Source organism: Phytopseudomonas flavescens (assembly GCF_900100535.1).
GTDB lineage: Bacteria > Pseudomonadota > Gammaproteobacteria > Pseudomonadales > Pseudomonadaceae > Aquipseudomonas > Aquipseudomonas flavescens.
The window spans coordinates 45,670-70,563 of the sequence record NZ_FNDG01000003.1 but is presented as its reverse complement, the minus strand read 5'-3'; the positions used below and the strand labels follow the sequence as shown (position 1 = coordinate 70,563).

Here is a 24,894-nt window from a genome sequence, read left to right as displayed (position 1 = left end):
CTCTAGTTCGGGGTATGGAGCGGCTGGCTGACGACATGCTGTCGGGCCAGCAGCAGATCCTTTGCATCCTGGTCGGGCGTGCCGAGCCAGGTATCGAAGCCGAGTCGGTAATCGCCGGCCAGACTGGCCTGCGGTACTTCCTCCTGTTTGAGCACCAGGTTGGTGTCCCAGTCCAGTTCTTCACCGACGTATTCGGCCACCCAGGCCGCCAGCTCGGCGAGCAGTGGCTGATCCGGCAGAAAGCGTCGGTACTGCGCCAGGCTCAACGGGCCCATGCGCAAGCGAAACTTGTGTTGCCGATCCCACACGTGGGTACCCAGGCACAAGTCCACGCCGAGGGTGCAGGTCGAGGCGCCCAGGCGGCTGTATTCGGGGAGTTGCAGCCATTGGCCGACATATTCCTCGAGGGCCACCGGCACGCCGAAGTACTCGCTGAGGATCGCCTGCAGGCCATCCGGATAGCGGGTCTGCGCGGCCAGGTGGCCGGTGAAGTAATAGCGTGCGGCATCGTCGATCGGGCCCTGGCCCATGAGGCTGTGCATGCCTCGGCCCGACAGGGCGCCGAGACGCGGTGACCAGTAGTCATCGTCTGCACGATCCTGACTGACGGTGGGCCGCGCTTCGGCCCAGGCGCGGTAGAACAGGGTCAACAGGCGATGATTGAACACATCGAGAAAGCGCTTGAAGGTGGCGTCGCCGTGGTGCCGCTGGCGCTCGCGGGCGTGTTCGGTCAGGTGCAGCGGCAGCGGGCCGTTGGGGCCGGTGAGGCCGAAGAAGAACTGCTCGATGCGCGGTGTGCCGGTGCTGTCGTGGATGACGCTGGCCAGGGTCGAGGGCGCGAAACCGCAGTCCGGCTTCTGGCCGAGACGCAGCGGGTCGTCGACCAGGCGTACGGAATGGCCGAGGCGCGGGCGTTCGGGGTATTCGCACTCGATGCGCCGCATGGCCTGGAAGAAGTCATAGTTCCAGGGCGCGTCGGCCATCGCCGCCAGCGTGTCTACAGGGTCGGCCGACATCCGGGCTTGGCCCTCCATCGCATCACTTCGCCCCGCTCGGTGGTGCGCAGCACCGTTTCGGTGAAGCTGTTGATCGATACGTAACGTGTCAGGAAGCGCTCCAGCACCGAACCGAGCAGGAACACCCCGGTACCGCGGAAGGCGTTCTCGTCGAACTCCAGGCCGATCTCCAGGCCGCGACCGAAGACGATCGGCCCGGGCATCGGCAGGCGTCGCGTGCAGGCCTTGCTGCTGACCTGACGCAGGCCGTCGATCTGCAGTTGCAGGGCGTTGTCGCCAGCGTCGCCGTACAGGCGCATCAGCTCGCGCAGGGCGGCGGCGCCCTGGCCCTGTTCGCTGAGCGACAGGTAGTTGAGCGACAGCTGGCTGATCAGGCGCCAGGCGCTGGCATCGTGGGCGCGACTGGCGCGCGGTCGGCTGGGGCCGGCCAGGCAACGCACCGCGACCACTGGCGCACTGTCCTCCAGGGTGAAATCGCTGCGCGTCCCGCCGATCGGCATCGACAGCGGCAGATCGCGATTGGTGCACAGTGCGGCGATGCCCAGCTGGCGCAGATCGTGACGATAGGGCGCCTGGTTGGCGTCGACCAGGGAGATGAAGGTCTCACTGCCGATGTAGGTGGAGCGCGGGCCGTTGCGACGCTGCTTGCTCGACAGCACGCGAGGCTCGCGGCGCAGACTGTACCAGGCCTGTTCGCGACCATAGCGCGACGGGTCGCGCACCGCATAGAACGGCTGGAACGGTTGCTCCGGGCCGCTGCCATGGCCGCTGACTTCGCTGACCGAATGGATCTCGAAGTCTTGCGGGCGCGTGCGGTCGGCGATGATCTGATGTTCGTGGACACGGTCGCTGAGGTGAATGCGGTCGGCGCGCCGGGCGAACAGGTTGATCGCCGGGGTGCAGAACAGGCGGAACTGCTCGGCGCCGATGCTGTTTTCCAGGCTGTTGTCGAGGCGATTGAACAGCACCACGATCTCCAGCTCCTGGCTGGCATTGCGTTGCACGGCGCGTTTGAGCCCGGTCAGCTCGACGAACAGGAAACGGTTCGGCAGGGCGAAGTATTCCTGCAGCAGGCGATAGCCCTGGAACGCTCGGGGCACCACCGGCAGCGCCGCGTCCTGGTCGTCGAAGCCGCGGGGACGCAGGCTGTCGGGTGGCAGACGCTCGACCCACGAACCATCCACCGCCCGCACGAACAGGGCACAGGCATTGCCGAGCAATTGTTCGTAAAGACGGAAGGGTTGCTCGTCGGCGCCGTGCAGGAAGAACGTCAGGGTATCCAGGTCCAGGGCATTGAAGGGCAGGCCGGCGCCAGTGCGCAGGCGCAGTTTCAAACCGGCCTTGGCACCGGGCTCGCTGGCGGCGAGGCGGCCGAGCTGCGTCGTCGGGTTGCCGAAATAGCTGGCCTGGATCACTTCCAGCGGCCATAGCGTGACCGGCTGGCAGGTGCGGTATTCGCAGGCGGTCTGCGCTTCGCTGCCAAGCAGGCCGCGTAGCGAGGCGCCGCGTTCGAGGGTGAAGCCGCTGCTCAGGGAGCCTTCGTTGGGATCGGCGCACAGTTGAACCACGGTCATCGACGGGGTCGGTGCCAGGTAGTGCGGGTAGGCGATCTCCAGCAGGTTGTGGGTGAAGGTCGGGTACTCGGCATCGAGCTTGAGCTGCACCCGCGCGGTCAGGTAGGCGAAGCCCTCGAGCAGGCGCTCCACATAAGGATCGGCGCATTCCACGCCCGACAGCGTCAGGCGGCTGGCGATCTTCGGGAATTCGCCGGCGAACTCTTCGGCGCTCTCGCGGATATGTTGCAGTTCCTGGTTGTAGTAGCCGAGCAGGCGCGGGTTCATCGTCGTCTCCGTGATGCGTCGGCGGGCAGCACCTGAACGTGGCCGGTTTCCAGGTCCAGCTCGGTGGTCAGCAGCAGGCGTAGCGGCATGGGGTGCGCCCAGAGGTCGCCTTCGATCTCGAAGCTCAGGGAGTTGTGGCTCATTTCCTCGGCTTCCTGGCGAGCGCGCACGCGCAACGACGAGCGCACGATGCGCGGCTCGAAGTCGGCAATGGCCTTGGTCAGCAGGCGCTCGACCGCCGGTATGTCGATGCTCGAGGCGCTGTGCCCGGCCAGCGGTGGCAGGCCGAAATTGACCACCGAGCTGCCGGCCCGGGTCAGCGCCTCGTCGTCGCTGGTCAGTGGGGCGATGGTGTTGAACAACCAGGCCAGGTCGCGCAGTACCGAGGCGCGCAACTGGTTGAGGGTCAGCACGCGCTTGTCGACGCTTTCCGCCGGGTTGCCCGGATCGTCGTCGAGCAGGCGATCGAGCAGCGCGGGCTGCAGGCGTTCCTGACGTTTCAGGTCGGCCATGCCGCTGCATTCCCGTGGTCGAAGCTCAGTGTGCGGACATCGAACAGCGCCTGTTCACCCTGATCGAAGGCGAACAGCCGCTGGCCCAGTGGCAGGCCGTTGTCCTGCCATTCGGTCTTGCGCGCCATACGCAGCGCACCGTCGCTGCTGGCGTGGCTGCCGGGATAACGGCTGGGGATCAGCGCCACGGTGCTGCCGCCATTGGTCAGGGTTACCTGAGCCGGCAACCAGACCAGGTCACGCAGGTCGCTGGGCGCTTCCAGGCTGAGGCTGGCGATGTTTTCCATGGGCAGCCAGACGTAGCGGCCGTTGACGATCAGCTCGAGCACCGGGCCCAGGCGTGGGTCGGCATCGGCCAGCCAGGCGAAGGGGGCATCGTCGAGCTTGCCCGGTACCGCTGCAGCGGCTTCGAAGGCCTGGTCGCGCAGGCGCTGGGCCGCCTCGGCGTTGCCCTGTGCATCCTGCTCCAGTGCCAGGATCAGCGGGGCCACCCACTCGGCGGGTTGGCCGAGGACTACCGGCGACGTACGCCCGGCGAACACCTTCTCACGCAGGGCTTCGCAGTTCAGCGCGGTGCTGTAGGTCTGCACCATGGGCAGGCAGGCGGGATCCAGCTCGCCGGCGACCTTCAACTGATTCTGGGCGCGACTCCACTGGCCCATCACGGCCAGCAGCTGGAACAGGAATACCCGCAGTTCGGCCTTGGCGGGCTGCCCTCGAACCTGGTCCTGCAGCGCCTTCAGCGCGTCGTCGAGCTGTGCGTTTCGCAGGTATTGTTCGGCAGTCATCGTCGGTCCCTGTACTGGCGCGGTCACCGCTGTCGTGCGGTGATCCTTCGGCGCGTCGCATCTGCGTTGGCAGTGGCGGCGCGCCAGCGAAAAATTCGTTCTGATCAGAACCAGCGATGCCCGGCGCAGTGCCGGGCATCGCTGTGCGCTCAACTATCGAGCAGGTGTTACACCTTGACGTTCTGGCGGATGTTCCAGCCGTATTTGACCGGGCCACCGTCTTTGGCACCATCAGCTTTCTGCGGCTGATAGTCGACCAGCACCTGAGCGAAGTTCAGGGTGACGTTTTCGGTAAGACGATCTTCGCCACCGCTACCGCCCGTGCTGATGGAAGACACCAGGACTTCCTTCAGGGTGATGATCAGGTACTCGACCTGAGAATCGCCACCGGCCTTGCGGATGGTCAGCTTGGCTTCCGGATAATGCTTGCCGCTGGAGCAGGCCATCATCAGGTTGGGGCTGGACTTGTCGACGTACTTGGTCAGCGACAGATCCTGAATGTTGACCTTGCCGGCACCGCCGCCACCGCCAACATGCATCGAGCCGGATTGGCTCATGCCCCAGCTCCAGGCCAGCACGTCGATTTCGTCGGCGTGGGTCTTGTCCTTGGACTCGCCCTTGACGTCGCCAATCTTGATGAACATATCAACAGCCATCATTCCTCCTTTCGTGGCTTTTGCCACTCTGTTTCAACTGCGCCCGCCGATGCGGACGCCACAGTGACGAACCTCAGGCCCCCTTGGCCGAAGGCAGTTTGGATACCAGGCGCAGCGACACGGTCAGCCCTTCGAGCTGGTAGTGCGGGCGCAGATAGAACTTGGAGCTGTAGTAACCGGGGTTGCCCTCGATTTCCTCGACCACCACCTCGGCTTCGGCCAGCGGGTGCTGGGCCTTGGTGGTTTCGGTGGAGTGCGCCGGATCACCGTCGACGTAGTTGAGGATCCAGTCCTGCAGCCAGCGCTGCATCTCGTCGCGCTCCTTGAACGAGCCGATCTTGTCGCGCACGATGCACTTCAGGTAGTGAGCGAAGCGGCAGGTGGCGAACAGGTACGGCAGGCGCGCGGCCAGGTTGGCGTTGGCGGTGGCGTCCGGATCGTCGTACTCGGCCGGCTTGTGCAGCGACTGGGCGCCGATGAAGGCCGCCAGGTCGGTGTTCTTCTTGTGCAGCAGCGGCATGAAGCCGTTCTTCGCCAGTTCCGCTTCGCGGCGGTCGGAGATGGCGATTTCGGTCGGGCACTTCATGTCCACGCCACCGTCGTCGGTGGGGAAGGTGTGCGCCGGCAGGTTCGGCACTTCACCGCCCGACTCCACGCCACGGATGCGCGAGCACCAGCCGTACAGCTTGAACGAACGGTTGATGTTGACCGCCATGGCGTACGCCGAGTTGGCCCAGGTGTACTTGCTGCTGTCGGCGCCGTCGGTTTCTTCCTCGAAGGCGAACTCTTCGACAGGATCGGTCTTCGCACCGTACGGCTGGCGGGCCAGGAAACGCGGCATGGTCAGGCCGATATAGCGCGAGTCCTCGGAATCGCGCAGCGAGCGCCAGCCGGCGTACTCGGGGGTGGTGAAGATCTTGGTCAGGTCGCGCGGGTTGGACAGCTCCTGCCAGGAACCCATGCCCATGACCGTCGGCGAGGCGGCGGAGATGAACGGCGAGTGCATGGCCGCGGAGATCTTGGCGATTTCGCCGAGCAGTTCGACGTCGGGTGGCGACTGGTCGAAATAGTAGTCGCCCACCAGGCAGCCGTAGGGCTCGCCGCCGAACTGGCCGTATTCCTCTTCGTAGAGCTTCTTGAAGATCGGGCTCTGATCCCAGGCGGTACCCTTGAATTTCTTCAGGGTCTTGTGCAATTCGGGCTTGGAGATGTTGAGCACACGAATCTTCAGCTGCTCATCGGTCTCGGTGTTGTTGACCAGGTAGTGCAGGCCACGCCAGGCGCTTTCCAACTGCTGGAAGTCCGGGTGGTGCATGATCAGGTTGACCTGAGCGGTCAGCTTGGCATCGATCGCCGCGATGATCGACTCGATGGACTTGATCGCGTCATCGGAGATCAGGTCGGTCTTGCCCAGTGCGTGTTCGGCCAGGGTGCGTACGGCGGTTTCCACCGCTTCGCGGGCGCGCTCGGTCTTGGGTTTGAATTCTTGCAGCAGCAGCGAAGCGAATTCGCTGGTCTGTTCGGTAGTGGCGGCCGCTTGCGCGGGATCCTGAATCAACTGGGCCATCGGGACGTCCTCTTAAGCTTGCGGCTCGTTGTCTTGGGGCTTGGGCGCGCTAGCCAGTGCCTGCAGCAGCGCCGGATCCTTGATCGCCTTGATGATCAGCTCTTCCGCACCGGTCTTGCCGTCCATGTAGGTCAGCAGGTTGGCCAGTTGCGTGCGGGCTTCGAGCAACTGGTTCAGCGAGTCGACCTTGCGGGCGATGGCGGCCGGGCTGAAGTCGTCCATGCTCTCGAACGTGATGTCGAGGCTCAGGTTGCCTTCACCGGTCAGTGCGTTGGGCACGTGGAAGGCCGCGCGCGGCTTCATGGCCTTGAGGCGCGAGTCGAAGTTGTCGGCGTCGATTTCCAGGAACTTGCGGTCGGCCACGGCGGCCTGGGGCTCGGCGGGTTTGCCGGCCAGATCGGCCATCACGCCCATGACGAAGGGCAACTGCACCTTTTTCTCGGCACCGTACAGCTCTACGTCATATTCGATCTGTACCCGCGGGGCGCGGTTGCGCGCGATGAATTTCTGGCTGCTGGTATTGCTGCTCATGTTGCTCCTCCTGTGCATGTGCACTGGCTTCGTCGGCCATAGGCCGGTAGCGATGTGCGTGGGGCTTCCCTGAAGATCCGCCGCACGTTAGTCGTATTCGGGGCCACGCAGGTTTTCGAACTGCGACATACCGTCGGGAATCAGGTTGCGCACGATTTCCGCGAAGTCTGCGGTGACCAGCTTCTGCGCGCGCGTCAGTAAGACCGGCACCGGGCTGGAAGGTTCGTGCTGGGCGTAATATTCCAGCAGGCGATCGAGCGTACGCAGCACGTCGTCGCGGCTGGCTATGCGTCCCGGTGCTGCCGGCGCCTGGCGCGCTGTGTGTTCTGCTGCACCCTGCGAAGGCTGTTCGTCGGCCTGCTGGTAAGTGTCATCGGCAGATGATGAGTCGTTGTCTGCGGCGGGTGCCTGGTCGTTGAAGATCTGCCGAGTGTGGCGCAGTACCTGCTTGAGTACTTCGAGGTTGGCACTTTGCGCCGAACCGACCCGCTCGCTGAGCAGGCCTTCGATATCGGCCAGCGCCGCGCTGGCTTCGTCGAGGGCGGTGCGGGTGCTGTCGAGCAGCTCGGCATCGGTGTCGAGGAAGGCGCCGCGCAACTGATCGGCGGAGAGCGTCTCGCTGGAGAAGCGCTGCAGGTCCGCGGCGTTCAGGGCGGCACGGATGCTCACCGAACCGAAGGCGCGCGAGCGGGTGATGCTGGCTTCACGCAGCAGGACGATCACCGGCTCGGCGCTCAGGGCGTTGAGGGCGTTGATACGGATGGTCGGGTCGTTGTCATCGTCGGCATCCAGCTGCGGATAGACACCGTCCCAGTACTGGGTGAGCAGCTCACGAACCAGCGTCAGGCTCTGTGCCAGGCCGCTCAGGCCTTCGAGGGCGATGGCGCTCTGCAGGTACAGGTTGGCCAGGCGCAGGTCCTTGCTGCGGGCGAACAGTTCGCTGGCCCGTTCGCGTACCTGGCGCCAGTCCGGCGGTTCGGCGGCGATGACCGACTGGCCCATCTGGCGTTCCGGCTGGCCCAGCGCCAGGCGCTCCAGCTCGAGAAAATCGGCATCGTATTCGAGGTCTTCCCCACATGGGTTTTCGTCGGATACTGCGTTGAGCAAGTGCGACACATCCACCACGTCAGGTGCTCTCCATGTCAGGCCTGAAAGTCGAAATGAAGCAGTGACGGCGAGCTGCCTGTCAGGCTGGATTCATCACGTTAGGCGGCACAATGCCACTATTCAGGCAAGGTTCGATGCCAATCCGGATCATTCTCCGAGTGCTCTCAGATCATTGTCAAGCGAGGGCAAGGCGGTAGAAACTGTCGTGAGGCACAGTATTTCCTTCTTCTGTGCAGTGACTCACAACCGCTTGGCAAGATATGCCCGCTCGTGCATTGAACCGTATCGGCCAAGGGCAAAAAATAGGGCGTTTGGCATATCGACACCCCTCGAAGAACATGGTCTTTTTACCGCACTGCAAGGAGCCGCAATGCCGCTGCGTCTGGTCATCACCACCTATCACAAACTGACGCCCGGGCAGCGGGCCGAGGTCGAGCTCGATCGGGGTGAGCTGAAAATCGGGCGCAGCGCCGGGAACGATTGGGTATTGCCCGATCCCGAGCGGCTGGTGTCCAGCCAGCACTGCGTGATTCAGTACCGCGACGGCATCTACTACATCACCGATACCAGTACCAACGGGGTGATTCTGCAGACCGCCGGTACGCGTTTGCGCCGCGGCAGCAGTGAGCCTCTGGAAGATGGCGAAGTGCTGAAGATCGGCGAATACGAGATCCGTGTGCAGATCAGCGGCATTGCCCTGGCTGCGGCACCGGCGCCGAGCGGTAATCCGTCGGACGATCCGTTCAACAGCTTCGAGGCGTTGCTGAGCCGCAGTGCGCAGCCACTCGAGATGCCGCCGGTGAATGCCCCGGCAGCGCCCGTGAGCCCGACACCACGGCGCGATTCGCCATTCGATACCAAGCCGGACCTGTTCGACTTCCTCAGCCCTCCGGCAGCCGTGGCGCCATCGGTCTCCGACCATGTACCGGCCCAGCAGCACGATTTTCGTCCACCACGACCGTCGCAACGGCCACCTGCCGTGGTCGCGGCTCCTGCTGCGCCGGTCACTACACCGGCTTCGGTGATTCCGGACGATTGGGATCCTTTCGCCGATCTTCGCGCCGCATCGGCACCGCAACCAATGCCCGATCCATTCGCCGAGCCGCCCGGTGTCGACGCCATGGAGGTGCCGGACCCGTTCGCCGAGTCGCCACCCATGCCGGCAGTGGAAATCCCTCCCTTCGTCGTGGATGAGTCGCCGGTGCAGCAGGTCCAGCCGTTACCGGTTGTCGAGCCGGTCGTGGCGCCTCAGCCTGCACCTGCACCTGCACCTGCACCTGCACCTGCACCTGCACCTGCACCTGAACCCGCCACGCCGGCTGCCATTGATGATGGCGAGTTGATGGAGGCGTTCCTGCGTGGTGCCGGCCTGCAGCATCTGCGCCTGGATCGTGCCGCGGCTGCCGCGCAGATGGAGGCCATCGGGCGCAGTTACCGGTTGATGGTCGAAGGGCTGATCGACGTGCTGCGTGCGCGGGCCAGCCTCAAGGGCGAGTTCCGCATGGCGCAGACCATGATCCAGCCCGTACAGAACAACCCGCTGAAGTTCGCGCCCAACGTCGATGAAGCGCTGTTGATGTTGCTGCGTCACGACAATCAGGCTTTCATGGCGCCCGATCAGGCGGTCGGCGAGAGTTTCGACGATCTGCGCGCCCACCAGTTGGCGCTGATGGCTGGCGTTCAGGCAGCCATCAAATATTTGCTGGCACGGTTTGAACCGCGCGAGCTGGAAGGGCGTCTGAACAAGCCGAGCGGGCTCTCGGCACTGTTGCCCAATGGCCGTCGTGCCCATTACTGGGAGCTGTTCACCGAGCTCTACGCGACCATTTCCCAGGAGGCCGAAGACGGTTTTCAGGAGTTGTTCGGTCGTGAGTTCAGCCGCGCCTACGAGGAGCACATCGCACGCTTGCGGGGCCGTTGAGATCATTCGGCCCGCGCACTCGCGAGCCTGCTGCAATCATTGAGGAAGCGTTATGCCAAGGATTCTGACACTGCTGGTTTTCCTGTTGCTCGGCGCCTGCGCGTCCGGGCCGGAAAAGCCGGTACCCACTACCGTCGAGCTGCAACTGCAGGCCAGCCGCGATCTCAACCCGGCGCTCGACGGCGCGGCCGCGCCGGTCTGGGTGCACGTCTACCAGTTGCGCAACGCCTCGACCTTTTCCCGTGCCGACTTCTTCTCGCTGGTCGATCGTGCCGACGCGACCCTGGCCGGCGAGCTGATCGAGCATGATCGTTTGGTGGTGCGTCCCGGCGAAACCCAGCGCAAGGCGCTGACCCTGGACGAGGCCACTCGCCACCTGGGTGTGGTCGTGGCCTATCGCGCCCTCGACCGTTCGATCTGGCGCCAGGTCATCGACATTCCGGCCCATCAGGCAAGCGCCCTGCGCCTGCAGCTGGACGCCTATGCCATCAGCGCCACGCCGCTGACCCCTCTTGAGTGACTGGAGACCCGTTCATGTCCTGGAACAATCGTGTGGTTTGGTCGGAGGGGATGTTCCTGCGTCCGCAGCACTTCCAGCAGCAGGATCGCTATATCGAAACCCTGGTCGAGGGCCGCAACCATGCCTCGCAACCCGGTGCCTGGGGCTTTTCGCAATTGCTCATCGACAGCGCGCTGCTGACCCAGGGCAAGCTGGCGATTCTGTCCGCGCGGGGCCTGTTGCCCGATGGCACGCCGTTCAACATTCCCGAGAACGATGCAGCGCCGGCGCCGCTCAATATCGATGACAGCCTGCGTGACGGGGTGATCTACCTGGCCCTGCCACTGCGCCGTGCCGGTGTGCGCGACACCGTGGAAAGCGGCGAGAGCCTGGGCTCGGCCCGCTATCAGAGCAGCGTGCACGAGGTCCGTGACGACAACGCCTCCCTCGAGAGCCGTGCGCCGGTGGCCATCGGCTCCCTGGCCCTGCGCCTGATCAGCGAGCGTGACGGCCTCGACGAGCACGCGGCCATCGGTGTCGTGCGCGTGGTGGAAAAGCGCGAAGACCGCAGCCTGCTGCTGGACGATGGTTACATCCCGCCGCTGCTCGACGTCAGCGCCTCGCGGCCGCTCTCGGCGTTTCGCAACGAACTGCTCGGTCTGCTGCACCAGCGTGGCGAGGCCCTGGCTGGTCGGGTGGTCGCCTCTGGTGCTGGTGGTGCGTCGGAAATCGCCGATTTCCTGCTCTTGCAACTGGTCAACCGCGCCCAGCCGCTGGTGGCGCACCTGGCACGCATCACGCCGTTGCATCCGGAAGTGCTGTACCGCGAGCTGCTGGCGCTGGCCGGTGAGTTCGCCACCTTCACGGCCAGCGAACGGCGACCGGGCGAATACCCGGTCTATGAGCACGACGACCTGACCACCACGTTCGCGCCGGTGATGCTGGCACTGCGTCAGGCGCTGTCGATGGTCATCGACAGCCGCGCGATCCCCATCCCCATCGTCGAGAAGTCCTACGGCGTACACGTGGCGATGCTGGCGGACAAGTCGCTGCTCGATTCCGCCAGCTTCATCCTGGTGGTGCGTGCGGACGTTCCAGGCGAGAGCCTGCGTGGGCACTTTCCGCAGCAGGCCAAGATCGGTTCCGTGGAGCACATTCGCGATCTGGTCAACCTGCAGTTGCCGGGCATCGGCCTGCTGCCGCTGCCGGTCGCGCCACGGCAGTTGCCGTATCACGCCGGCTCCAATTATTTCGAACTGGATCGGGGCAGCGACCACTGGAAGCAGCTGATCCATTCCGGCGGTTTCGCTTTCCATATCGCTGGCCAGTTCCCTGGCCTGAACCTGGCCTTCTGGGCCATCCGAGGCTGACGCGCGATGACCATCGACGATCCATTTGGCGCCTTGCCCGGCCAGCCCGGCAAGGGGCACGACCCGGCGGGCAACGACCGCACCATGATCATGCCACGGCCGGGTGGCCGCGCCGCCGAGCCCTCGCGGCCGACCTCCGCCGGTTCGCCACCACCCGCCATGCCCAGTGCGCCGCCACTGGCCGCACGGGGTCTTGGCCTGAATCCCATCGAGGCCGCCGCCGGGCCGATGCTGGCGCTGCTTACCCGCTTGCGCAGCACCATCGCCCATCCCGCGCCGGCCAGCCTGCGCGCGCAACTGCTCGGCTACCTGCGCCAGTTCGAGGACAAGGCGCGAGCCGCCGGGGTCGCTCAGGATGAAGTGATGCTGGCGCGCTACGTGCTCTGCACCGCGCTGGACGAGGCGGTACTCAGCACGCCCTGGGGCAGCGCCAGTGACTGGAGCAAGCAAAGCCTGTTGATCACCCTGCACAACGAGGCCTGGGGGGGCGAGAAGGTTTTCCAACTGCTCGACCACTGCCTGCAGAACCCCCGCCAGCGCCTGAACCTGATGGAACTGCTGTACCTGTGCATCAGCCTTGGCATGGAAGGCCGTTACCGGGTCATGCAGGACGGCCGCAGCCAGCTCGATGCGCTGCGCGAGCGGGTCAGCGCGACCATTCGCAGCACGCGGGGCGAGATCGAACGCGAATTGTCGCCGCATTGGCGCGGCCTGGTGGTCGCCCGTGACCGCCTGCGCCAGTTCCTGCCGCCGTGGGTGGCGGTGGCCATCGGCCTGGCGATCCTGCTGTTGCTGCTGTTCGGCCTGCGCATGAAGCTGGCGGCCGAAGCCGAACCGGTATTCCGTAACCTGCACGCCCTTGGCGACGTGCCGGTGCAGACCATCGACCGTCCGGCCCAGCAGCCGCGCGTGGTCGAGCGGCCACGCCTGGCTGGTTTCCTGGCCGAGGAGATTCGCGCGCAGAAGGTCGCGGTGGAGGATGCCGTCGACCGTTCCGTGGTGACCATCCGTGGCGACCAGTTGTTCGCCTCCGGCAGTGCCTCGATCGCCGATGATTTCCAGCCGCTGTTGCTGCGCATCGCCGAAGCCGTTCGCCAGGTCAACGGCCAGGTGCTGGTGACCGGGCACAGCGACAACCGGCCCATCGCGACACTGCGTTATCCGTCCAACTGGAAGCTCTCCCAGGATCGCGCCCAGCAGGTGATGGACGTGCTGGCGGCCAAGACCGGCCAGCCCGCGCGATTCCGTGCGGAGGGGCGCAGCGACACCGAGGCCAAAGCCTCGAACGCTACGGCGGAGGGCCGCGCGCGTAACCGCCGGGTCGAAATCACAGTCTTTGCGGAGGGCGTCGAGTGAAGGCGTTTTTCGGTTTCATGGCCCGCTGGGTCATGCCGGTTCTGGGTTTGCTGGCGCTGGCCCTGGTGATCTGGTTCGTCGGTCCGCTGATCGCCATTGGCGGTTTCGAACCCCTGGCCGGCCCGACCGCGCGCTGGGTGCTGATCGGCCTGCTGTTCGCCGCGTGGGCCGCCTGGCGCGTGCTGCGTATCGTCCAGGCGCGGCGCAACGCGGCCAAGGTCATGCAGGGGCTGGTGGAGGTCGCACCGGATCCGACCAGCGTGGCCACCGCGGAAGAGCTGGCCACCCTGCGCCAGCGCATGGACGAGGCCCTGGGCCTGCTCAAGCGCGCCAAGCTGGGCGGCGGCGAGCGGCGCAACCTGTACGAATTGCCCTGGTACGTGATCATCGGCCCGCCCGGCTCCGGCAAGACCACCGCGCTGGCCAACTCCGGACTGCGCTTCCCGCTGGCCGAGCAGATGGGTGCCGGGGCGGTACGCGGTGTCGGCGGCACGCGCAACTGCGACTGGTGGTTCGCCGACGAGGCCGTGCTGCTCGACACCGCCGGGCGTTACACCACCCAGGACAGTCATGCCGCGGTCGACAAGGCCGCCTGGCTGGGCTTTCTCGACCTGCTGAAGAAGCAGCGTTCGCGCCGGCCCATCGATGGTGCTTTCGTCGCCATCAGCCTGTCCGATCTGCTGCTCGGCAGCGACAGCGAGCGGGCGGCCCATGCGGTGGCCATCCGCGCGCGGGTGCAGGAGCTGTATACCCAGCTCGGTGTGCGCTTCCCGGTGTACGTGATGCTCACCAAGCTGGACCTGGTGCCCGGCTTCATGGAGTTCTTCGACGGCCTGAGCAAGGAGGAACGCGCCCAGGTCTGGGGCATGACCTTCAGCCTCGACGATGGCAAGAGTGCCGAGGGCCCGCTGCAGGTGTTTCGCAGCGAGTTCGATGCGCTGGAGGCGCGCCTCAACGAGCGCCTGGTCGAGCGTCTGCAGCAGGAGCGCGACCCTGCGCGGCGCGACCTGATCTATGGTTTCCCGCAGCAGTTCGCCGCGCTGCGTGAAGCGCTGGCCGGCTTCCTCGACGGGGTGTTCAAGCCCAACCCCTACGAGGAGCGGGTGCTGCTGCGCGGCGTCTACCTGACCAGCGGTACCCAGGAAGGCAGCCCGATCGACCGTCTGATCGGTGCCATGGCGCAGAGCATGAGCCTCGACCGTCAGCACCTGGCCCGGCAGACCGGTACCGGGCGCAGCTACTTCATCGAACGCCTGCTGCGTGACGTGGTGTTCGGCGAACGCGGTCTGGTTGGTGCCAACCCCAAGGTGGAGCGGCAGAAGCGCTGGCTGGCACGAGGGGTCATCGCGGCGAGCGTGATTCTGGTGCTCGGCACTGCGGCGGTATGGTTCGCCAGCTTCCGTGCCAACCAGGCCTACATCGCCGCCGTGGATGCCCGCGTACAGCCGCTGCGTGGCGAGCTGCAGGCGCTCAGCCCGGCACAGCGCGACGTTCTGGCGGTACAACCGCTGCTCAATGCCATCCGCAATGTCAGTGGCGATGCGCCGGGCTGGGCCGAGGGCTTTGGCCTCTACCAGGGCGACATGCTCGACAGCGAGGCCTCCAGCGTGTACCGCAAGCTGCTGATCGCGGTCATGGCGCCGCGGGTGCTGGCGCGGCTGGAAGAGCAGTTGCGTACCGGCGGCAATTCGGACTTCCTCTACGAGGGTCTCAAGGCCTACCTGATGCTCGGCGAGTCGGAGCACTACGATGCCGACTTCATCAAGGCCTGGATCGCCCTCGACTGGGATCGCAGCCTGCCGCGGGATCTGCTGCCGGAGCAGCGCGAGGCGCTGAATCAGCACCTGGCCGCACTGTATGACCGTCAGCCACCGGTGGTGCGCCTCGACGAGCATCTGGTCGAGGACGTACGCCGGCGGCTGCAGCGGCTGTCCGTGGCCCAGCGCGCCTATGACCGGGTCAAGCGCCAGAAGCTGCCCGAGGGCATCCCGGAGTTCCGCCTCAGCGACGCAGCCGGCCGTGATGCCGCACTGGTGTTCAGCCGCAAGAGTGGCAAGCCGCTCAACGAGCCGCTCAGCGGCTTCTACACCCAGCGCGGCTACCGTGAGGCCTTCCTGGTCGGCAGCGTCAGCCAGGCCGGCACCCTGGCCGAAGAGCAGTGGGTACTCGGCCGCAGCCTGGACGATGGACAGAATGCCGCCGCCCTCGCCTTGGAGGTGCGGCGCCTTTACGTGCAGGACTACATGGCCCAGTGGGAGGCGCTGCTCGCCGATATCGACTTCGTGCCGGTGACCAGCGTGGCCCAGGCCGCCGACGTGTTGCGGGTACTCTCGGGGCCGGCCTCGCCGCTGAAGAAGCTGCTCCAGGCGGTGGCCAAGGAAACCGACCTGCAGAAGGAAGAGCGACTGGTCGCCGAGAAGCTCAAGGAACGCGGCGGCGATACCGTCGACCGCCTCAAGCAGCAGCTCGGTTCCCTGGTCGGCCAGTCGGAGGAGGGCGTGGCCAGTGCCCTGGCCACCGAGATGGATCCGATCACCGCGCACTTCGCCGAACTCAATGGCCTGGTCGAGGACGCCGATGGCCAGACCCCTGCCATCGATGCCCTGCTGCAGGACCTCAACGCACTCTATGTGCAGGTCAGTGCCATGAGTGGCGCCAGTGGCGAGGCGCTGCTGGGCGAATCGCGCAACCAGACCACGGCCGCTGCCGATCAGGTGCGCCTGAGTGCCGAGCGCCAGCCGCCGCTGGTACAGGGTTTCCTCAAGTCGGTGGTCGGCTCGACCACTGGCACCATGATGGGCGGCATACGCAACCAGCTCAATGCCGCCTGGATGAGCGAAGTGGTGAGCGTCTATCGCCAGTCCCTGGCCGGGCGCTACCCGCTGGACCGTGGCAGCAGCCGTGATGCGACCCTGGACGATTTCGGCCATTTCTTCGGTCAGGGCGGGGTGCTCGACGGCTACTTCCGCAAGTACCTGCAGCCCTATGTGGATACCTCGGCGAGTACCTGGCGCTGGCAGCCCGGCGCTGCGCAGAAGCTCGGTATCGGCAGCGGCGTGCTGCAGACCTTCCAGCGTGCCGCGAGCATTCGCGAGGCGTTCTTCCGTTCCGGTGGCACCCAGCCGATGGTGCGCTTCGAGCTGAGGCCGGTGGCGATGGACGCCAGCATCGAGCAGTTCCAGCTCGACCTCGACGGCCAGCAGTTCAGTTACGACCACGGCCCGGCCAGGCCGGTCGCCATGCAGTGGCCGAGCGCCAACGGCACCGGGGTGGTACGTCTGAACATTTCGCCGGCGTCGGTCACCGGGCGTTCGGGGATCACCCTGGAAGGGCCCTGGGCCTGGTTCCGCCTGCTCGACCAGTCGGAGCTTGCCCAGGGCAATTCGCCGGACCGCTTCACCTTGCGCATGCGCGTCGACAACGCGAGCATTTCCAGCGAGCTGCGGGCCAGCAGTGCGTTCAATCCATTCCGCCGCCAGGTGGTCAGCGGTTTCAACCTGCCGGAGCGTTTGTGAGTAACCCGGGTTTCTACGGCAAACTGGCCGTACGTGGCGATTTCATTCATCGCGGTCTTGCGCCGGGCTTCATCGAGGCCTGGGACAACTGGCTGACGGCAGGCCTCAGCGCCAGTCGGCAGACCCTGGGCGACGCCTGGCTGGATGCCTATCTGGTCAGCCCGCTCTGGCGCTTCGCGATAGCGCCTGGCCTGCTCGGCCAGCACGCCGTTTGCGGGGTGATGATGCCCAGCGTCGACCGCGTCGGTCGGTACTTTCCCCTGACCATCGCCCTGCCGCTGCCGGTACAGACCGATATCGGTCACCTGCTCAGCGACAGCGACGACTGGTTCGAGCGTGCCGAGGCCCTGCTGCTCTCGACCCTGCAAGCCGATGCCGATGCCGACGCCTTCGAGCGGGGTGTAGGCGCCCTTGGCAGCCCGCTGCTGGCGACCGGCAGCGCCCCGCGCCAGGATGCCAGCGGCGCTGCGATCTGGTCTGTGGATAATCCGCGGGCCCGAGGCCTGGCCCTGATGCAGCAAGCCTGCAGCGGCGCCAGCCTGTGGTGGGGACGCGGTTCCGAGCGTGTCGCGCCCGGCCTGGTACGCTTCGCCGGGTTGCCCCCGGCCGAGGCGTTCTGTCGCCTGCTCAGCGAGTCCGCAGGAGGCGAGGCATGAGTCCGTCGAGCGTTACCCAATACCACTCGTCCAGCCATACCCATGTCGGCATGGTGCGCAAGATCAACGAAGATGCCTGCCTGGATGCTCCGGACAACGGCCTGTGGGCTGTCGCCGACGGCATGGGCGGGCATGCCAGCGGTGACTACGTCAGCAGCCTGATCATCGACAGCCTGCGTGCGTTGCCGCCCAGTGCCGTGCTGAACACTTATGAAGGGGCGCTGATCGACACCCTCGATCACGTCAATCAGCAGGTGCGCATCGAGGCCGAGAAGCGTGGCGGGGCGACCATGGGCAGCACCGTGGCGGTGCTTGCCGCACGGGGTGCCGAAGCGCTATGCCTGTGGGCCGGCGACAGCCGCCTGTACCGGCTGCGCAACGGCGACCTGCAACCGATCAGCCGCGATCACAGCTACGTTCAGGAACTGGTCGACAGCGGCCTGCTCGACGAAGAGGCGGCGCGCAGCCACCCCATGGGCAATATCGTCACCCGTGCCCTGGGCGTGCAGGATGACCTGCAACTGGAAAGCGTACGCCTGGACGTGCGCCCGGGTGACACCTTTCTGCTCTGCAGCGATGGCCTGAACAAGACGGTCGAGGATCATGAACTGCGCGAGGTGCTGGGGCATGAGGATCCGTACCAGGTGGTGCGCAGCCTGGTGCACCTTGGCTTGACCCGAGGCGCCCCGGATAATATTACCGCCGTGGTGATCAAGGCCGCCTGACGGGCTGGTGAAGACCATCTGCGAAGCAGGTGGTTTTCACCGGCTGGCCAGGCAGCCCGTCGAAATGCTCGATGGGCGCCCGCGGCACGCTGATCTGCCAAACACTCAAATAGCTGCCGCGCCCGAGTCTCTCGGGGTGGCCTCGGAAGACCGATAGCATGGACATGCAAATACCGGGTTACGACATCGAACGCGAGCTGGGCGATGGTGCGATGGCCGTGGTCTACCTGGCTACACAGCGTTCCCTCGACCGCAAGGTCGCGCTGAAGATCATGGCGGCCTCGCTGGCCGCGGACCCGACCTTCTGCGAGCGCTTCCTGCGCGAGGGCAAGACCCTGGCGCGGCTGTCGCATCCGAATACCGTGACCATCCACGACATCGGCAATGTCGGCAGCCTCTACTACATGGCCATGGAATACCTGCCCAACGGTACCCTCAAGGAGCGCATCAGCGCCGGCCTGAGCATCGATCAGGGGCTGGTGTGGATTCGCCAGATCGCCTCCGCCCTTGGTTACGCCCATGCCCAGGGCATGGTTCACCGTGACGTCAAACCGGCCAACATCCTGTTTCGCGCTGACGGTACGGCGGTGCTCAGCGACTTCGGCATCGCCAAGGCGCTGGACGACCGTACCCAGTTCACCCAGGCCGGTTTCGCCGTCGGTACGCCCAGCTACATGAGCCCGGAACAGGCCCGTGGTCTGGATATCGATGGCCGTGCCGATCTCTACGCCCTCGGCGTGGTGCTGTACGAGATCCTCACCGGTAAGCTGCCCTACATCGGCAATGATTCGCTGTCCACGGCCCTGGCGCATCTGACCGAGCCGTTGCCGGCGCTGCCCATGGTGCATGGCCGCTACCAGCCGATTCTCGAACGCCTGCTGGCCAAGGATCCCAACGAGCGATTCGCCGATGCGGCGCAGTTGATTGCCGCGCTCGATCGCCTGCAGGTGCCAGCCGCTGCCACCGACGATGCCACCCTGTTCCAGCCACTGGTGCTGCCTGCCGCCGCCGAGGCCAAGGGCGGCGACAGCGTGCCGCCGCTGGCAGCGGTTTCCGTGGCAATACCGACCCATGCACCGGCGGCGGATACCGCCGTGCCGCCACCGCGCCCGCAGCCCTCGCCGTTGGCATCATCGGTACGTGAAGGCAACGCGGGCTCCAGCAGGAAGCCGCTGATTCTCGGCGCTTCCCTGGCCGGCGTGCTGTTGTTGGCCGGTTGTGGTTACTGGCTGTTCGGCTCCGACAGCGCGCCGCCAGCCTCGCCGCCGGTAGCCGGCGAGCCCGCTCAGCCCCTGGCCCAGCCAAGTGGCGAGGCCGGCCCGATCTCGGCGGTGGCGGACAGCGATGGTGGTGATCGCCCGCTGCTCATGCCAGGCAAGAAAACCCTGTTCCAGCGCGTGCTGAGCAAACCCGGCGCCAAGCTGGCCGCTACGGCGGGTGCCAGCAGCGGCAAGGACATGCCGGCGTTTTCGGTGTTCTATGTGTATGCCCGGCAGGATATCGACGGCCAGCCGTGGCTGCAGATCGGTGCCTCCAGCGACGGCCGCCGCGATGGCTGGCTGCCGGCCACGGCGGTGAGCGACTGGAAGCAGAGCCTGGTGCTCAAGTTCACCGAGCGCTCCGGTCGTGCCCCGGTGATGTTCGTGCGCGACGCCTCGGCCCTGGAGCAGCTGCTGGCCGAGCCGGCCCGCGCTCGCAAGGCGTTGCGTGAGGCGCTGAAAGGTACCGGCCACAACGTGGTGGCGGTAGAGCCGGGCGGCAGCGCGGTCCCCCAGGATCAGTTCTACCTGCTGCCGATCTTCGACTCGGCAGAAACCTTCGACGCCAACGGCCAGCCGATGCAATTGCTCAACGTCGCCTCCATCGACCCTGGCAGCGCCCCGCAGAACCAGGGCGAAAGCGCGCCAGTGGCAAGGCCGGAAGGATTCAGAACGGCCATCGTGCTGGTGGTCGACACCTCGGTGTCGATGCAGCCCTACATCGACCGCATACGCGACGTCGTCCATGAACTGCAGGGCCAGATCGCCAACCGCGGCGATCTGGACAGCGTCAGCTTCGGCATGGTCGGCTTCCGCAGCAATACCGCCAAGACGCCTGGCCTGGAGTACACCGCCAAGACCCTGGTATCCCTGGAGCAGGGGCGTGATCCCGAGCGGTTTCTGCAGTTGGCGCAGCAGATCAAGGCCACCGACGTGTCCAGTCATGACTTCAACGAGGACGCTTTCGCCGGTGTCATGCAGGCCGTCGATGAGATGGACTGGAACGGCTATGGCGGCCGCCTGATCCTGCTGGTCAGCGATGCCGGCGCGTTGCGCAAGAGCGACCCGCTGGGGATGACCCAGATGAACGAGGCGGAGGTGCGCGAGGCGGCACTGCGCAAGCAGATCAAGATCTATGCCCTGCACCTGAAGACCGCCACCGGCAAGCGCAATCACGGCTTTGCCGAGCAGCAGTACCGCAGCCTCACCGCCGACCCCAACCCACGCATCGGCGACCTGTACGTTCCGGTGGCCGGCGGTGACGTGAACGCCTTCGGCAACAGCGTGACGGAGATCGGCAGCGCCTTCGCCGATCTGGTGCACCAGGTGCGCACCGACAGCAGCCTGCCCGAGCCCAAGGGCGGTGCCAGCATCGCCGACAAGTCCGCCGCGGTCGGCTACGCCATGCACATGGACTTCCTCGGTCATCAGGCCGAGGCGCGGGCGCCCCAGGTGGTCACTGCGTGGACCAGCGATCGTGACATCACCGATCCTGCCTTGCCGGCCTTCCAGGTCTGCGTGCTGCTCACCAAACTGCAGCTCAACGACCTGCAGCAGTCGCTGCGCATGGTGGTCGACGCCGCGCGGCGTACGCAGAGTTCGCCGAAGGACTTCTTCCAGGAAATCGCCAGCGCCAGTGCCCATATGAGTCGCGATCCGTCGGCCATGGTCAAGGGCGGCAACCTGGCCCAGAGCGGCGTGCTGGGTGAGTACCTGGATGGTTTGCCCTACCGCAGCAAGGTGCTGAACATGAGTCAGGACCTGTGGCTGTCGCTCAGCGTGGCCGAGCAGGAAGATTTCATCGACGAGCTGGATTCGAAGATCCAGCTCTACGAGACCTTCCACAACGATACGGCCAACTGGGTACGCTTCGGCGACGCGCCTGCGGGAGACGCGCTGTACCGTGTGCCCCTGTCGACCCTGCCCTGATGCTCACACTTGGTGCGATCAGCAAGACCCGCGGTGCGCAGGGGCAGCGCTATCGCCTGGAAATCCCCGGGCTGGCATTGCGCGCCGGACAGCGAATCGCCCTGACCGGCCCCAGCGGCAGCGGCAAGAGCACGGTGCTCGATCTGCTGGCGCTGGCGTTGTCGCCAGACCCGGGCGGCACGCTGCGCTGGGACGACAGCCAGCAGGGCCTCGATCTCGCCGAACTGTGGCGGCTTGGCCGGCATGACGAGCTGGCCCGGCTGCGCGCCCGCGCCTTCGGCTACGTGCTGCAGACCGGTGGGCTGCTCGGTTTTCTGAATGTACGCGGCAATATCCAGCTACCCCGCGAACTCCTGGGGCTGCCAATGGACGGTGCGGTCGAGCAACTGGCCGAGCAACTGGGAATTGCCGATCTGCTCGACCGGCAGCCGGGGCGGCTTTCCGTCGGTCAACGGCAGCGCGTCAGTATCGCCCGCGCTCTGGCCCACCGCCCGGCCATCGTGCTGGCCGACGAGCCGACCGCATCGCTCGACCCGCTGAACGCCGAGCGGGTGATGCAACTGCTGGTCGAGCAGGCGGCGGTGCGCGACCTGTGTCTGGTGATCGCCACCCACGACGAAGCGCTGGCCGTTCGCTACGGGCTGACACCCATGCGCCTGACGGTGGAACAGCGCAGCGACGGCGTGGTAGCTGCACGGTTGGGGGAGGCGGGCTGATGCGCCTGGCCCTGTTCGCGCGTCTCGCCTGGCAGGATTATCGCTGCGATGCGCGCCTGTCCTGGTGCGCGATCCTCGCCCTGGCGGCTGTCATCGCACCGTTGCTGGTGCTGTTCGGTCTCAAGTTCGGCCTGGTGACGACGCTCACCGAGCGCCTGGAGCGTGACCCCGGCGTGCGCGAGGTGATTCCGCTCGGCGGTGCCCGCTACAGTCTGCAGGCCATCGAGGCGCTGGCCCGGCGTGACGACGTGGGGTTCGTGGTCCCGCGAACCCGGCCGATCGCCGCCACCGCCGAGCTGCAGGGCGCCGGGCAGGCCATCACCGTGGAAATGCTGCCGACTGCATCAGGCGACCCGCTGCTCGGCTCACTGCCGGCGCCGGTCGGTGTAAATGCCGTGCTGCTCAGCCAGAGCGCGGCGGAGAAACTCGGCGTCACGGCGGGGGACACCCTCGAGGCAGGTTTCGGGCGTAGCGTGCAGGGCGTGCCGCAATACGCGCGTGCCCGCCTGCAGGTGCAGGCGGTGCTGCCGCTGGCAGCATTCTCGCGCGACGCGCTGTTCGCCTCGTTGCCGCTGCTGGAGGCGGTGGAGGATTATCGTGATGGCCTGGCGGTCGCCGCTTTCGGCTGGCCGGGAGCGCAGGCTACCGCGCCGTCGGAGCGGGTTTACCCCGGCTTTCGCCTGTATGCCCGTGATCTCGATGGTGTGGAAAGCCTGCGCCTGCATTTCCAGCAGGCGCGGCAGGCCGTGGTGACCCAGGCCGAAGCAGTGGCTCAGGTCCGCACCCTGAGCCGCAACCTGGGGTGGATTTTCTGGTCGGTGGCCTGCCTGTCCCTGGCCGGCGCCTTCGCCGCGCTCATCGCCAGCACCCTGGGCGCGGTACAACGCAAGCGCCATGAGCTGGCCGTGCTGCGCCTGCTGGGGTTCCCCGCCGCCGCACTGGTCGCTTTCGTGGTCTTGCAGGCACTGTATACGGGGATCGCCAGCCTGCTGGTTTCGGCACTGCTGTACGCGGTGGCGGCGAGTGGGCTGAACCTGTTGTTGCAGTCGGCATCCGGCGAATATGCTTGTCGCCTGCTGTTTGCCCATTATCTGCTGGCGGCGCTGGCAACGCTACTGTGCTGTGTGCTCGCGGCCGCTGCTGGTGGTTGGCGGGCCGCCTACCTGGAAGCCTCGGAAGGATTGCGTCATGTATAAGGTGCTGAGTGCCACGTTGGTTCTCTGGTGTTTCACCGGTACCGCCTGGGCCGAGGCCGATGCGGATCCGCTCTACAATCCCAAGCCGCTGAAAGGTGACGTGAGTCTGCCGCTGCCCTGCGAGGGGCAGATGGTCTTCCGGCATGTCTACGTGCTCGCCAAGGGTTCGCTGGACGACCGTGAGGTGACCCTCGGCTACCCCTTCAGCGAGGGTGAACCGGGCTATCAGCAGTCGTTCATCTCCGGCTACCGGCGCGACTACATCAATGGCCAGTTCACCCTCGACGACCTCTCCAAGGACTGGCAGGCCCACGTCCGCGGTGAGCTGCCCAAGGCCGACGGGGTGACGCCGCTCAAGCCGATGCTGTACTTCATCGGCAAGTACGAAGTGACCCAACGACAGTACGATCTGGTCATGGCCCAGGCTCCTGCGCTGGCCGGAGAGGGTGAGGCCCCCGCCTGCGAGGCACCTTCCGGAATGACCGGGCGGCTGCCCAAGGTCGATTTGTCGCGTTTCGACGCCGAGCGTTTCGCGGCGGTTTACAGCACCTGGCTGCTCAAGCACCACCGCGACCTGTTGCCAGTCAGCGGACGCGGTGGCAACGGCGAGGACGGTGGCCAGGGATTCGTGCGGCTGCCCACCGAGGTGGAGTGGGAGTTCGCCGCCCGGGGCGGGCACGCGGTCAGCCGCCAGCAGCTGGAGGCCCGCCTGTTCCCGCGCCCGCAGGAGGGCAGCGACAGCGACGGCCCGCTGGGCGACTGGGCGGTGTTCAATCAGGTCTCCGGTGGCACCGGCCAGAATGCCCGGCTGTTGCCCGTCGGCCTGAAGAAACCCAACCCCATCGGCCTGTTCGACGTCATCGGCAACGCCGCGGAAATGGTCCAGGAGTCCTTCCAGCTGGTGCATGCCGGGCGTCGGCAAGGCACCTACGGCGGCTTCGTGGTCAAGGGCGGCAACTACCTGGAAGGGGAGATGACCCTGTTCACCGGCATGCGCCGCGAGTACCCGCTGTTCGCTGCCGATGGCACCGAGCAGCGTAACGAAACCACCGGTTTCCGTGTCTCCATCGGCGCGCTCTCGGCACCCCGCTCGCGTTACAAGGAACTGTTCGCGCAATGGAAGGACGAAGGACGAGTGAGTACGCTCACCGACGAGATCGACGAAGAACAGGATGCCACCAAACTCCTCGATGCCCTGATCGCCAACAGCGACGATCCGCAACTGCGCGATCGCCTGGCGATCGTCAACGAAGAGCTCAAGCGAGGCGTGTCGCTGATCGCCAAGCAGCGCGAGGATGCCGCGGGCAACCTGATCCAGTCGGCTGCCCTGGTGGCCGAAACGATCAACAACTACAACATCCGCCTGACCAATTTGCGCAAGAGTCGTGACGAGGCTCGCAAAGCCAAGGATGAGGCTTCGGCGAAACTGTTCGAAGCGGCGATGGCCAATGGGCGTAGCGCACTGGACGGAGCGCTGGCGATCTATATCGACAACCTGGCCAACGGCACGCGTTACAGCAATGCGGTCATCCAGGCGCAGTTCCAGCGCACCAAGGAAGAACTGGCGCGCAAGCCGGTACTGGGTAAAAGTCTGGTGAATCGGGCTACGCTGTTCGTGCGGCATGTCGGCGAGTACCGCAAGAACCGCAAGGCTGATGCCGAGCTGATTCTGAAACAGTTGCTGGCGCCTTGAGCGCGGTAGCGTGGCGACGATGGATGCCAGGCATCGGTTGA

19 protein-coding genes are annotated in these 24,894 nt (G+C 65.9%); 11 read left to right on the top strand and 8 right to left on the bottom strand.

From position 1 onward, the window contains the following. Window positions 1–2: 2 nt before the first annotated feature. The 8 genes from tssG to tssA form a co-directional block, all read right to left on the bottom strand. A complete protein-coding gene (gene tssG / locus BLR94_RS04460) occupies window positions 3–1,034 on the bottom strand; it encodes a type VI secretion system baseplate subunit TssG (RefSeq protein ID WP_084303571.1) in 1,032 nt (343 codons plus the stop codon). Further along, window positions 998–2,857, bottom strand: a complete 1,860-nt coding sequence (tssF, locus tag BLR94_RS04455) for a type VI secretion system baseplate subunit TssF (protein ID WP_084303570.1) — start codon at window positions 2,855–2,857, stop codon at window positions 998–1,000. The genes tssG and tssF overlap by 37 nt, the downstream gene beginning before the upstream one ends. Beyond that, window positions 2,854–3,369, bottom strand: a complete 516-nt coding sequence (gene tssE / locus BLR94_RS04450; RefSeq protein WP_084303569.1) for a type VI secretion system baseplate subunit TssE — start codon at window positions 3,367–3,369, stop codon at window positions 2,854–2,856. The genes tssF and tssE overlap by 4 nt, the downstream gene beginning before the upstream one ends. Next, the gene (locus tag BLR94_RS04445) at window positions 3,357–4,157 is read right to left on the bottom strand and encodes a type VI secretion system accessory protein TagJ (RefSeq protein ID WP_084303568.1); all 801 of its coding nucleotides are present in this window, start codon (window positions 4,155–4,157) and stop codon (window positions 3,357–3,359) included. Before BLR94_RS04445 ends, tssE begins: the two co-directional genes overlap by 13 nt. A gap of 167 nt (window positions 4,158–4,324) precedes the next feature. Further along, window positions 4,325–4,813, bottom strand: a complete 489-nt coding sequence (locus BLR94_RS04440) for an Hcp family type VI secretion system effector (RefSeq protein WP_084303567.1) — start codon at window positions 4,811–4,813, stop codon at window positions 4,325–4,327. Between the two features lie 73 nt (window positions 4,814–4,886). After that, window positions 4,887–6,380, bottom strand: a complete 1,494-nt coding sequence (tssC, locus tag BLR94_RS04435; protein WP_084303566.1) for a type VI secretion system contractile sheath large subunit — start codon at window positions 6,378–6,380, stop codon at window positions 4,887–4,889. A 12-nt stretch (window positions 6,381–6,392) separates the two neighbouring features. Beyond that, the gene (tssB, locus tag BLR94_RS04430; protein WP_042553512.1) at window positions 6,393–6,911 is read right to left on the bottom strand and encodes a type VI secretion system contractile sheath small subunit; all 519 of its coding nucleotides are present in this window, start codon (window positions 6,909–6,911) and stop codon (window positions 6,393–6,395) included. A gap of 87 nt (window positions 6,912–6,998) precedes the next feature. After that, window positions 6,999–8,036 carry a type VI secretion system protein TssA gene (gene tssA / locus BLR94_RS04425; protein WP_084303565.1) on the bottom strand — a complete coding sequence of 346 codons (1,038 nt, stop codon included), beginning with the start codon at window positions 8,034–8,036 and terminating at the stop codon, window positions 6,999–7,001. Window positions 8,037–8,388: 352 nt separating this feature from the next. Here tssA and tagH point away from each other — a divergent pair, with 352 nt between their 5' ends. From tagH to BLR94_RS04370, 11 genes are all read left to right on the top strand, one after another. Next, window positions 8,389–9,939: a type VI secretion system-associated FHA domain protein TagH gene (gene tagH / locus BLR94_RS04420; protein ID WP_084303564.1), complete on the top strand. Its 1,551-nt coding sequence runs from the start codon at window positions 8,389–8,391 to the stop codon at window positions 9,937–9,939. A 52-nt stretch (window positions 9,940–9,991) separates the two neighbouring features. Further along, window positions 9,992–10,459, top strand: coding sequence for a type VI secretion system lipoprotein TssJ (gene tssJ / locus BLR94_RS04415; protein ID WP_084303563.1), 468 nt, complete (start codon window positions 9,992–9,994; stop codon window positions 10,457–10,459). A 14-nt stretch (window positions 10,460–10,473) separates the two neighbouring features. Further along, the gene (gene tssK / locus BLR94_RS04410; RefSeq protein WP_084303562.1) at window positions 10,474–11,808 is read left to right on the top strand and encodes a type VI secretion system baseplate subunit TssK; all 1,335 of its coding nucleotides are present in this window, start codon (window positions 10,474–10,476) and stop codon (window positions 11,806–11,808) included. A 6-nt stretch (window positions 11,809–11,814) separates the two neighbouring features. Beyond that, on the top strand, window positions 11,815–13,164 hold the full coding sequence (locus BLR94_RS04405; protein WP_084303561.1) for a DotU family type VI secretion system protein: 1,350 nt from the start codon (window positions 11,815–11,817) through the stop codon (window positions 13,162–13,164). Further along, on the top strand, window positions 13,161–16,679 hold the full coding sequence (gene tssM / locus BLR94_RS04400) for a type VI secretion system membrane subunit TssM (RefSeq protein WP_084303560.1): 3,519 nt from the start codon (window positions 13,161–13,163) through the stop codon (window positions 16,677–16,679). The genes BLR94_RS04405 and tssM overlap by 4 nt, the downstream gene beginning before the upstream one ends. Then, complete coding sequence (tagF, locus tag BLR94_RS04395; protein ID WP_084303559.1) at window positions 16,676–17,335, top strand: type VI secretion system-associated protein TagF; 660 nt, start codon at window positions 16,676–16,678, stop codon at window positions 17,333–17,335. Before tssM ends, tagF begins: the two co-directional genes overlap by 4 nt. Beyond that, the gene (locus tag BLR94_RS04390; protein ID WP_084303558.1) at window positions 17,332–18,060 is read left to right on the top strand and encodes a PP2C family protein-serine/threonine phosphatase; all 729 of its coding nucleotides are present in this window, start codon (window positions 17,332–17,334) and stop codon (window positions 18,058–18,060) included. Before tagF ends, BLR94_RS04390 begins: the two co-directional genes overlap by 4 nt. A 158-nt stretch (window positions 18,061–18,218) precedes the next feature. Continuing rightward, on the top strand, window positions 18,219–21,248 hold the full coding sequence (locus tag BLR94_RS04385; RefSeq protein WP_084303557.1) for a serine/threonine-protein kinase: 3,030 nt from the start codon (window positions 18,219–18,221) through the stop codon (window positions 21,246–21,248). Then, entirely contained in the window at window positions 21,248–21,964 is a 717-nt protein-coding gene (locus BLR94_RS04380) for an ABC transporter ATP-binding protein (protein WP_084303556.1), read from the top strand. The genes BLR94_RS04385 and BLR94_RS04380 overlap by 1 nt, the downstream gene beginning before the upstream one ends. After that, a complete protein-coding gene (locus tag BLR94_RS04375; RefSeq protein ID WP_084303555.1) occupies window positions 21,964–23,160 on the top strand; it encodes an ABC transporter permease in 1,197 nt (398 codons plus the stop codon). Before BLR94_RS04380 ends, BLR94_RS04375 begins: the two co-directional genes overlap by 1 nt. Continuing rightward, window positions 23,153–24,853 carry a formylglycine-generating enzyme family protein gene (locus BLR94_RS04370; RefSeq protein ID WP_084303554.1) on the top strand — a complete coding sequence of 567 codons (1,701 nt, stop codon included), beginning with the start codon at window positions 23,153–23,155 and terminating at the stop codon, window positions 24,851–24,853. The genes BLR94_RS04375 and BLR94_RS04370 overlap by 8 nt, the downstream gene beginning before the upstream one ends. The last annotated feature ends 41 nt before the right edge of the window (window positions 24,854–24,894 follow it).

What these genes read in the sequence shown, in the direction of transcription:
- tssG (WP_084303571.1), bottom strand. Translation starts at nt 1,034, where the DNA reads ATGGAGGGCCAAGCCCGGATGTCGGCCGACCCTGTAGACACGCTGGCG.
- tssF (WP_084303570.1), bottom strand. Translation starts at nt 2,857, where the DNA reads ATGAACCCGCGCCTGCTCGGCTACTACAACCAGGAACTGCAACATATC.
- tssE (WP_084303569.1), bottom strand. Translation starts at nt 3,369, where the DNA reads ATGGCCGACCTGAAACGTCAGGAACGCCTGCAGCCCGCGCTGCTCGAT.
- BLR94_RS04445 (WP_084303568.1), bottom strand. Translation starts at nt 4,157, where the DNA reads ATGACTGCCGAACAATACCTGCGAAACGCACAGCTCGACGACGCGCTG.
- BLR94_RS04440 (WP_084303567.1), bottom strand. Translation starts at nt 4,813, where the DNA reads ATGGCTGTTGATATGTTCATCAAGATTGGCGACGTCAAGGGCGAGTCC.
- tssC (WP_084303566.1), bottom strand. Translation starts at nt 6,380, where the DNA reads ATGGCCCAGTTGATTCAGGATCCCGCGCAAGCGGCCGCCACTACCGAA.
- tssB (WP_042553512.1), bottom strand. Translation starts at nt 6,911, where the DNA reads ATGAGCAGCAATACCAGCAGCCAGAAATTCATCGCGCGCAACCGCGCC.
- tagH (WP_084303564.1), top strand. Translation starts at nt 8,389, where the DNA reads ATGCCGCTGCGTCTGGTCATCACCACCTATCACAAACTGACGCCCGGG.
- tssJ (WP_084303563.1), top strand. Translation starts at nt 9,992, where the DNA reads ATGCCAAGGATTCTGACACTGCTGGTTTTCCTGTTGCTCGGCGCCTGC.
- tssK (WP_084303562.1), top strand. Translation starts at nt 10,474, where the DNA reads ATGTCCTGGAACAATCGTGTGGTTTGGTCGGAGGGGATGTTCCTGCGT.
- BLR94_RS04405 (WP_084303561.1), top strand. Translation starts at nt 11,815, where the DNA reads ATGACCATCGACGATCCATTTGGCGCCTTGCCCGGCCAGCCCGGCAAG.
- BLR94_RS04390 (WP_084303558.1), top strand. Translation starts at nt 17,332, where the DNA reads ATGAGTCCGTCGAGCGTTACCCAATACCACTCGTCCAGCCATACCCAT.
- BLR94_RS04385 (WP_084303557.1), top strand. Translation starts at nt 18,219, where the DNA reads ATGGACATGCAAATACCGGGTTACGACATCGAACGCGAGCTGGGCGAT.
- BLR94_RS04380 (WP_084303556.1), top strand. Translation starts at nt 21,248, where the DNA reads ATGCTCACACTTGGTGCGATCAGCAAGACCCGCGGTGCGCAGGGGCAG.
- BLR94_RS04375 (WP_084303555.1), top strand. Translation starts at nt 21,964, where the DNA reads ATGCGCCTGGCCCTGTTCGCGCGTCTCGCCTGGCAGGATTATCGCTGC.
- BLR94_RS04370 (WP_084303554.1), top strand. Translation starts at nt 23,153, where the DNA reads ATGTATAAGGTGCTGAGTGCCACGTTGGTTCTCTGGTGTTTCACCGGT.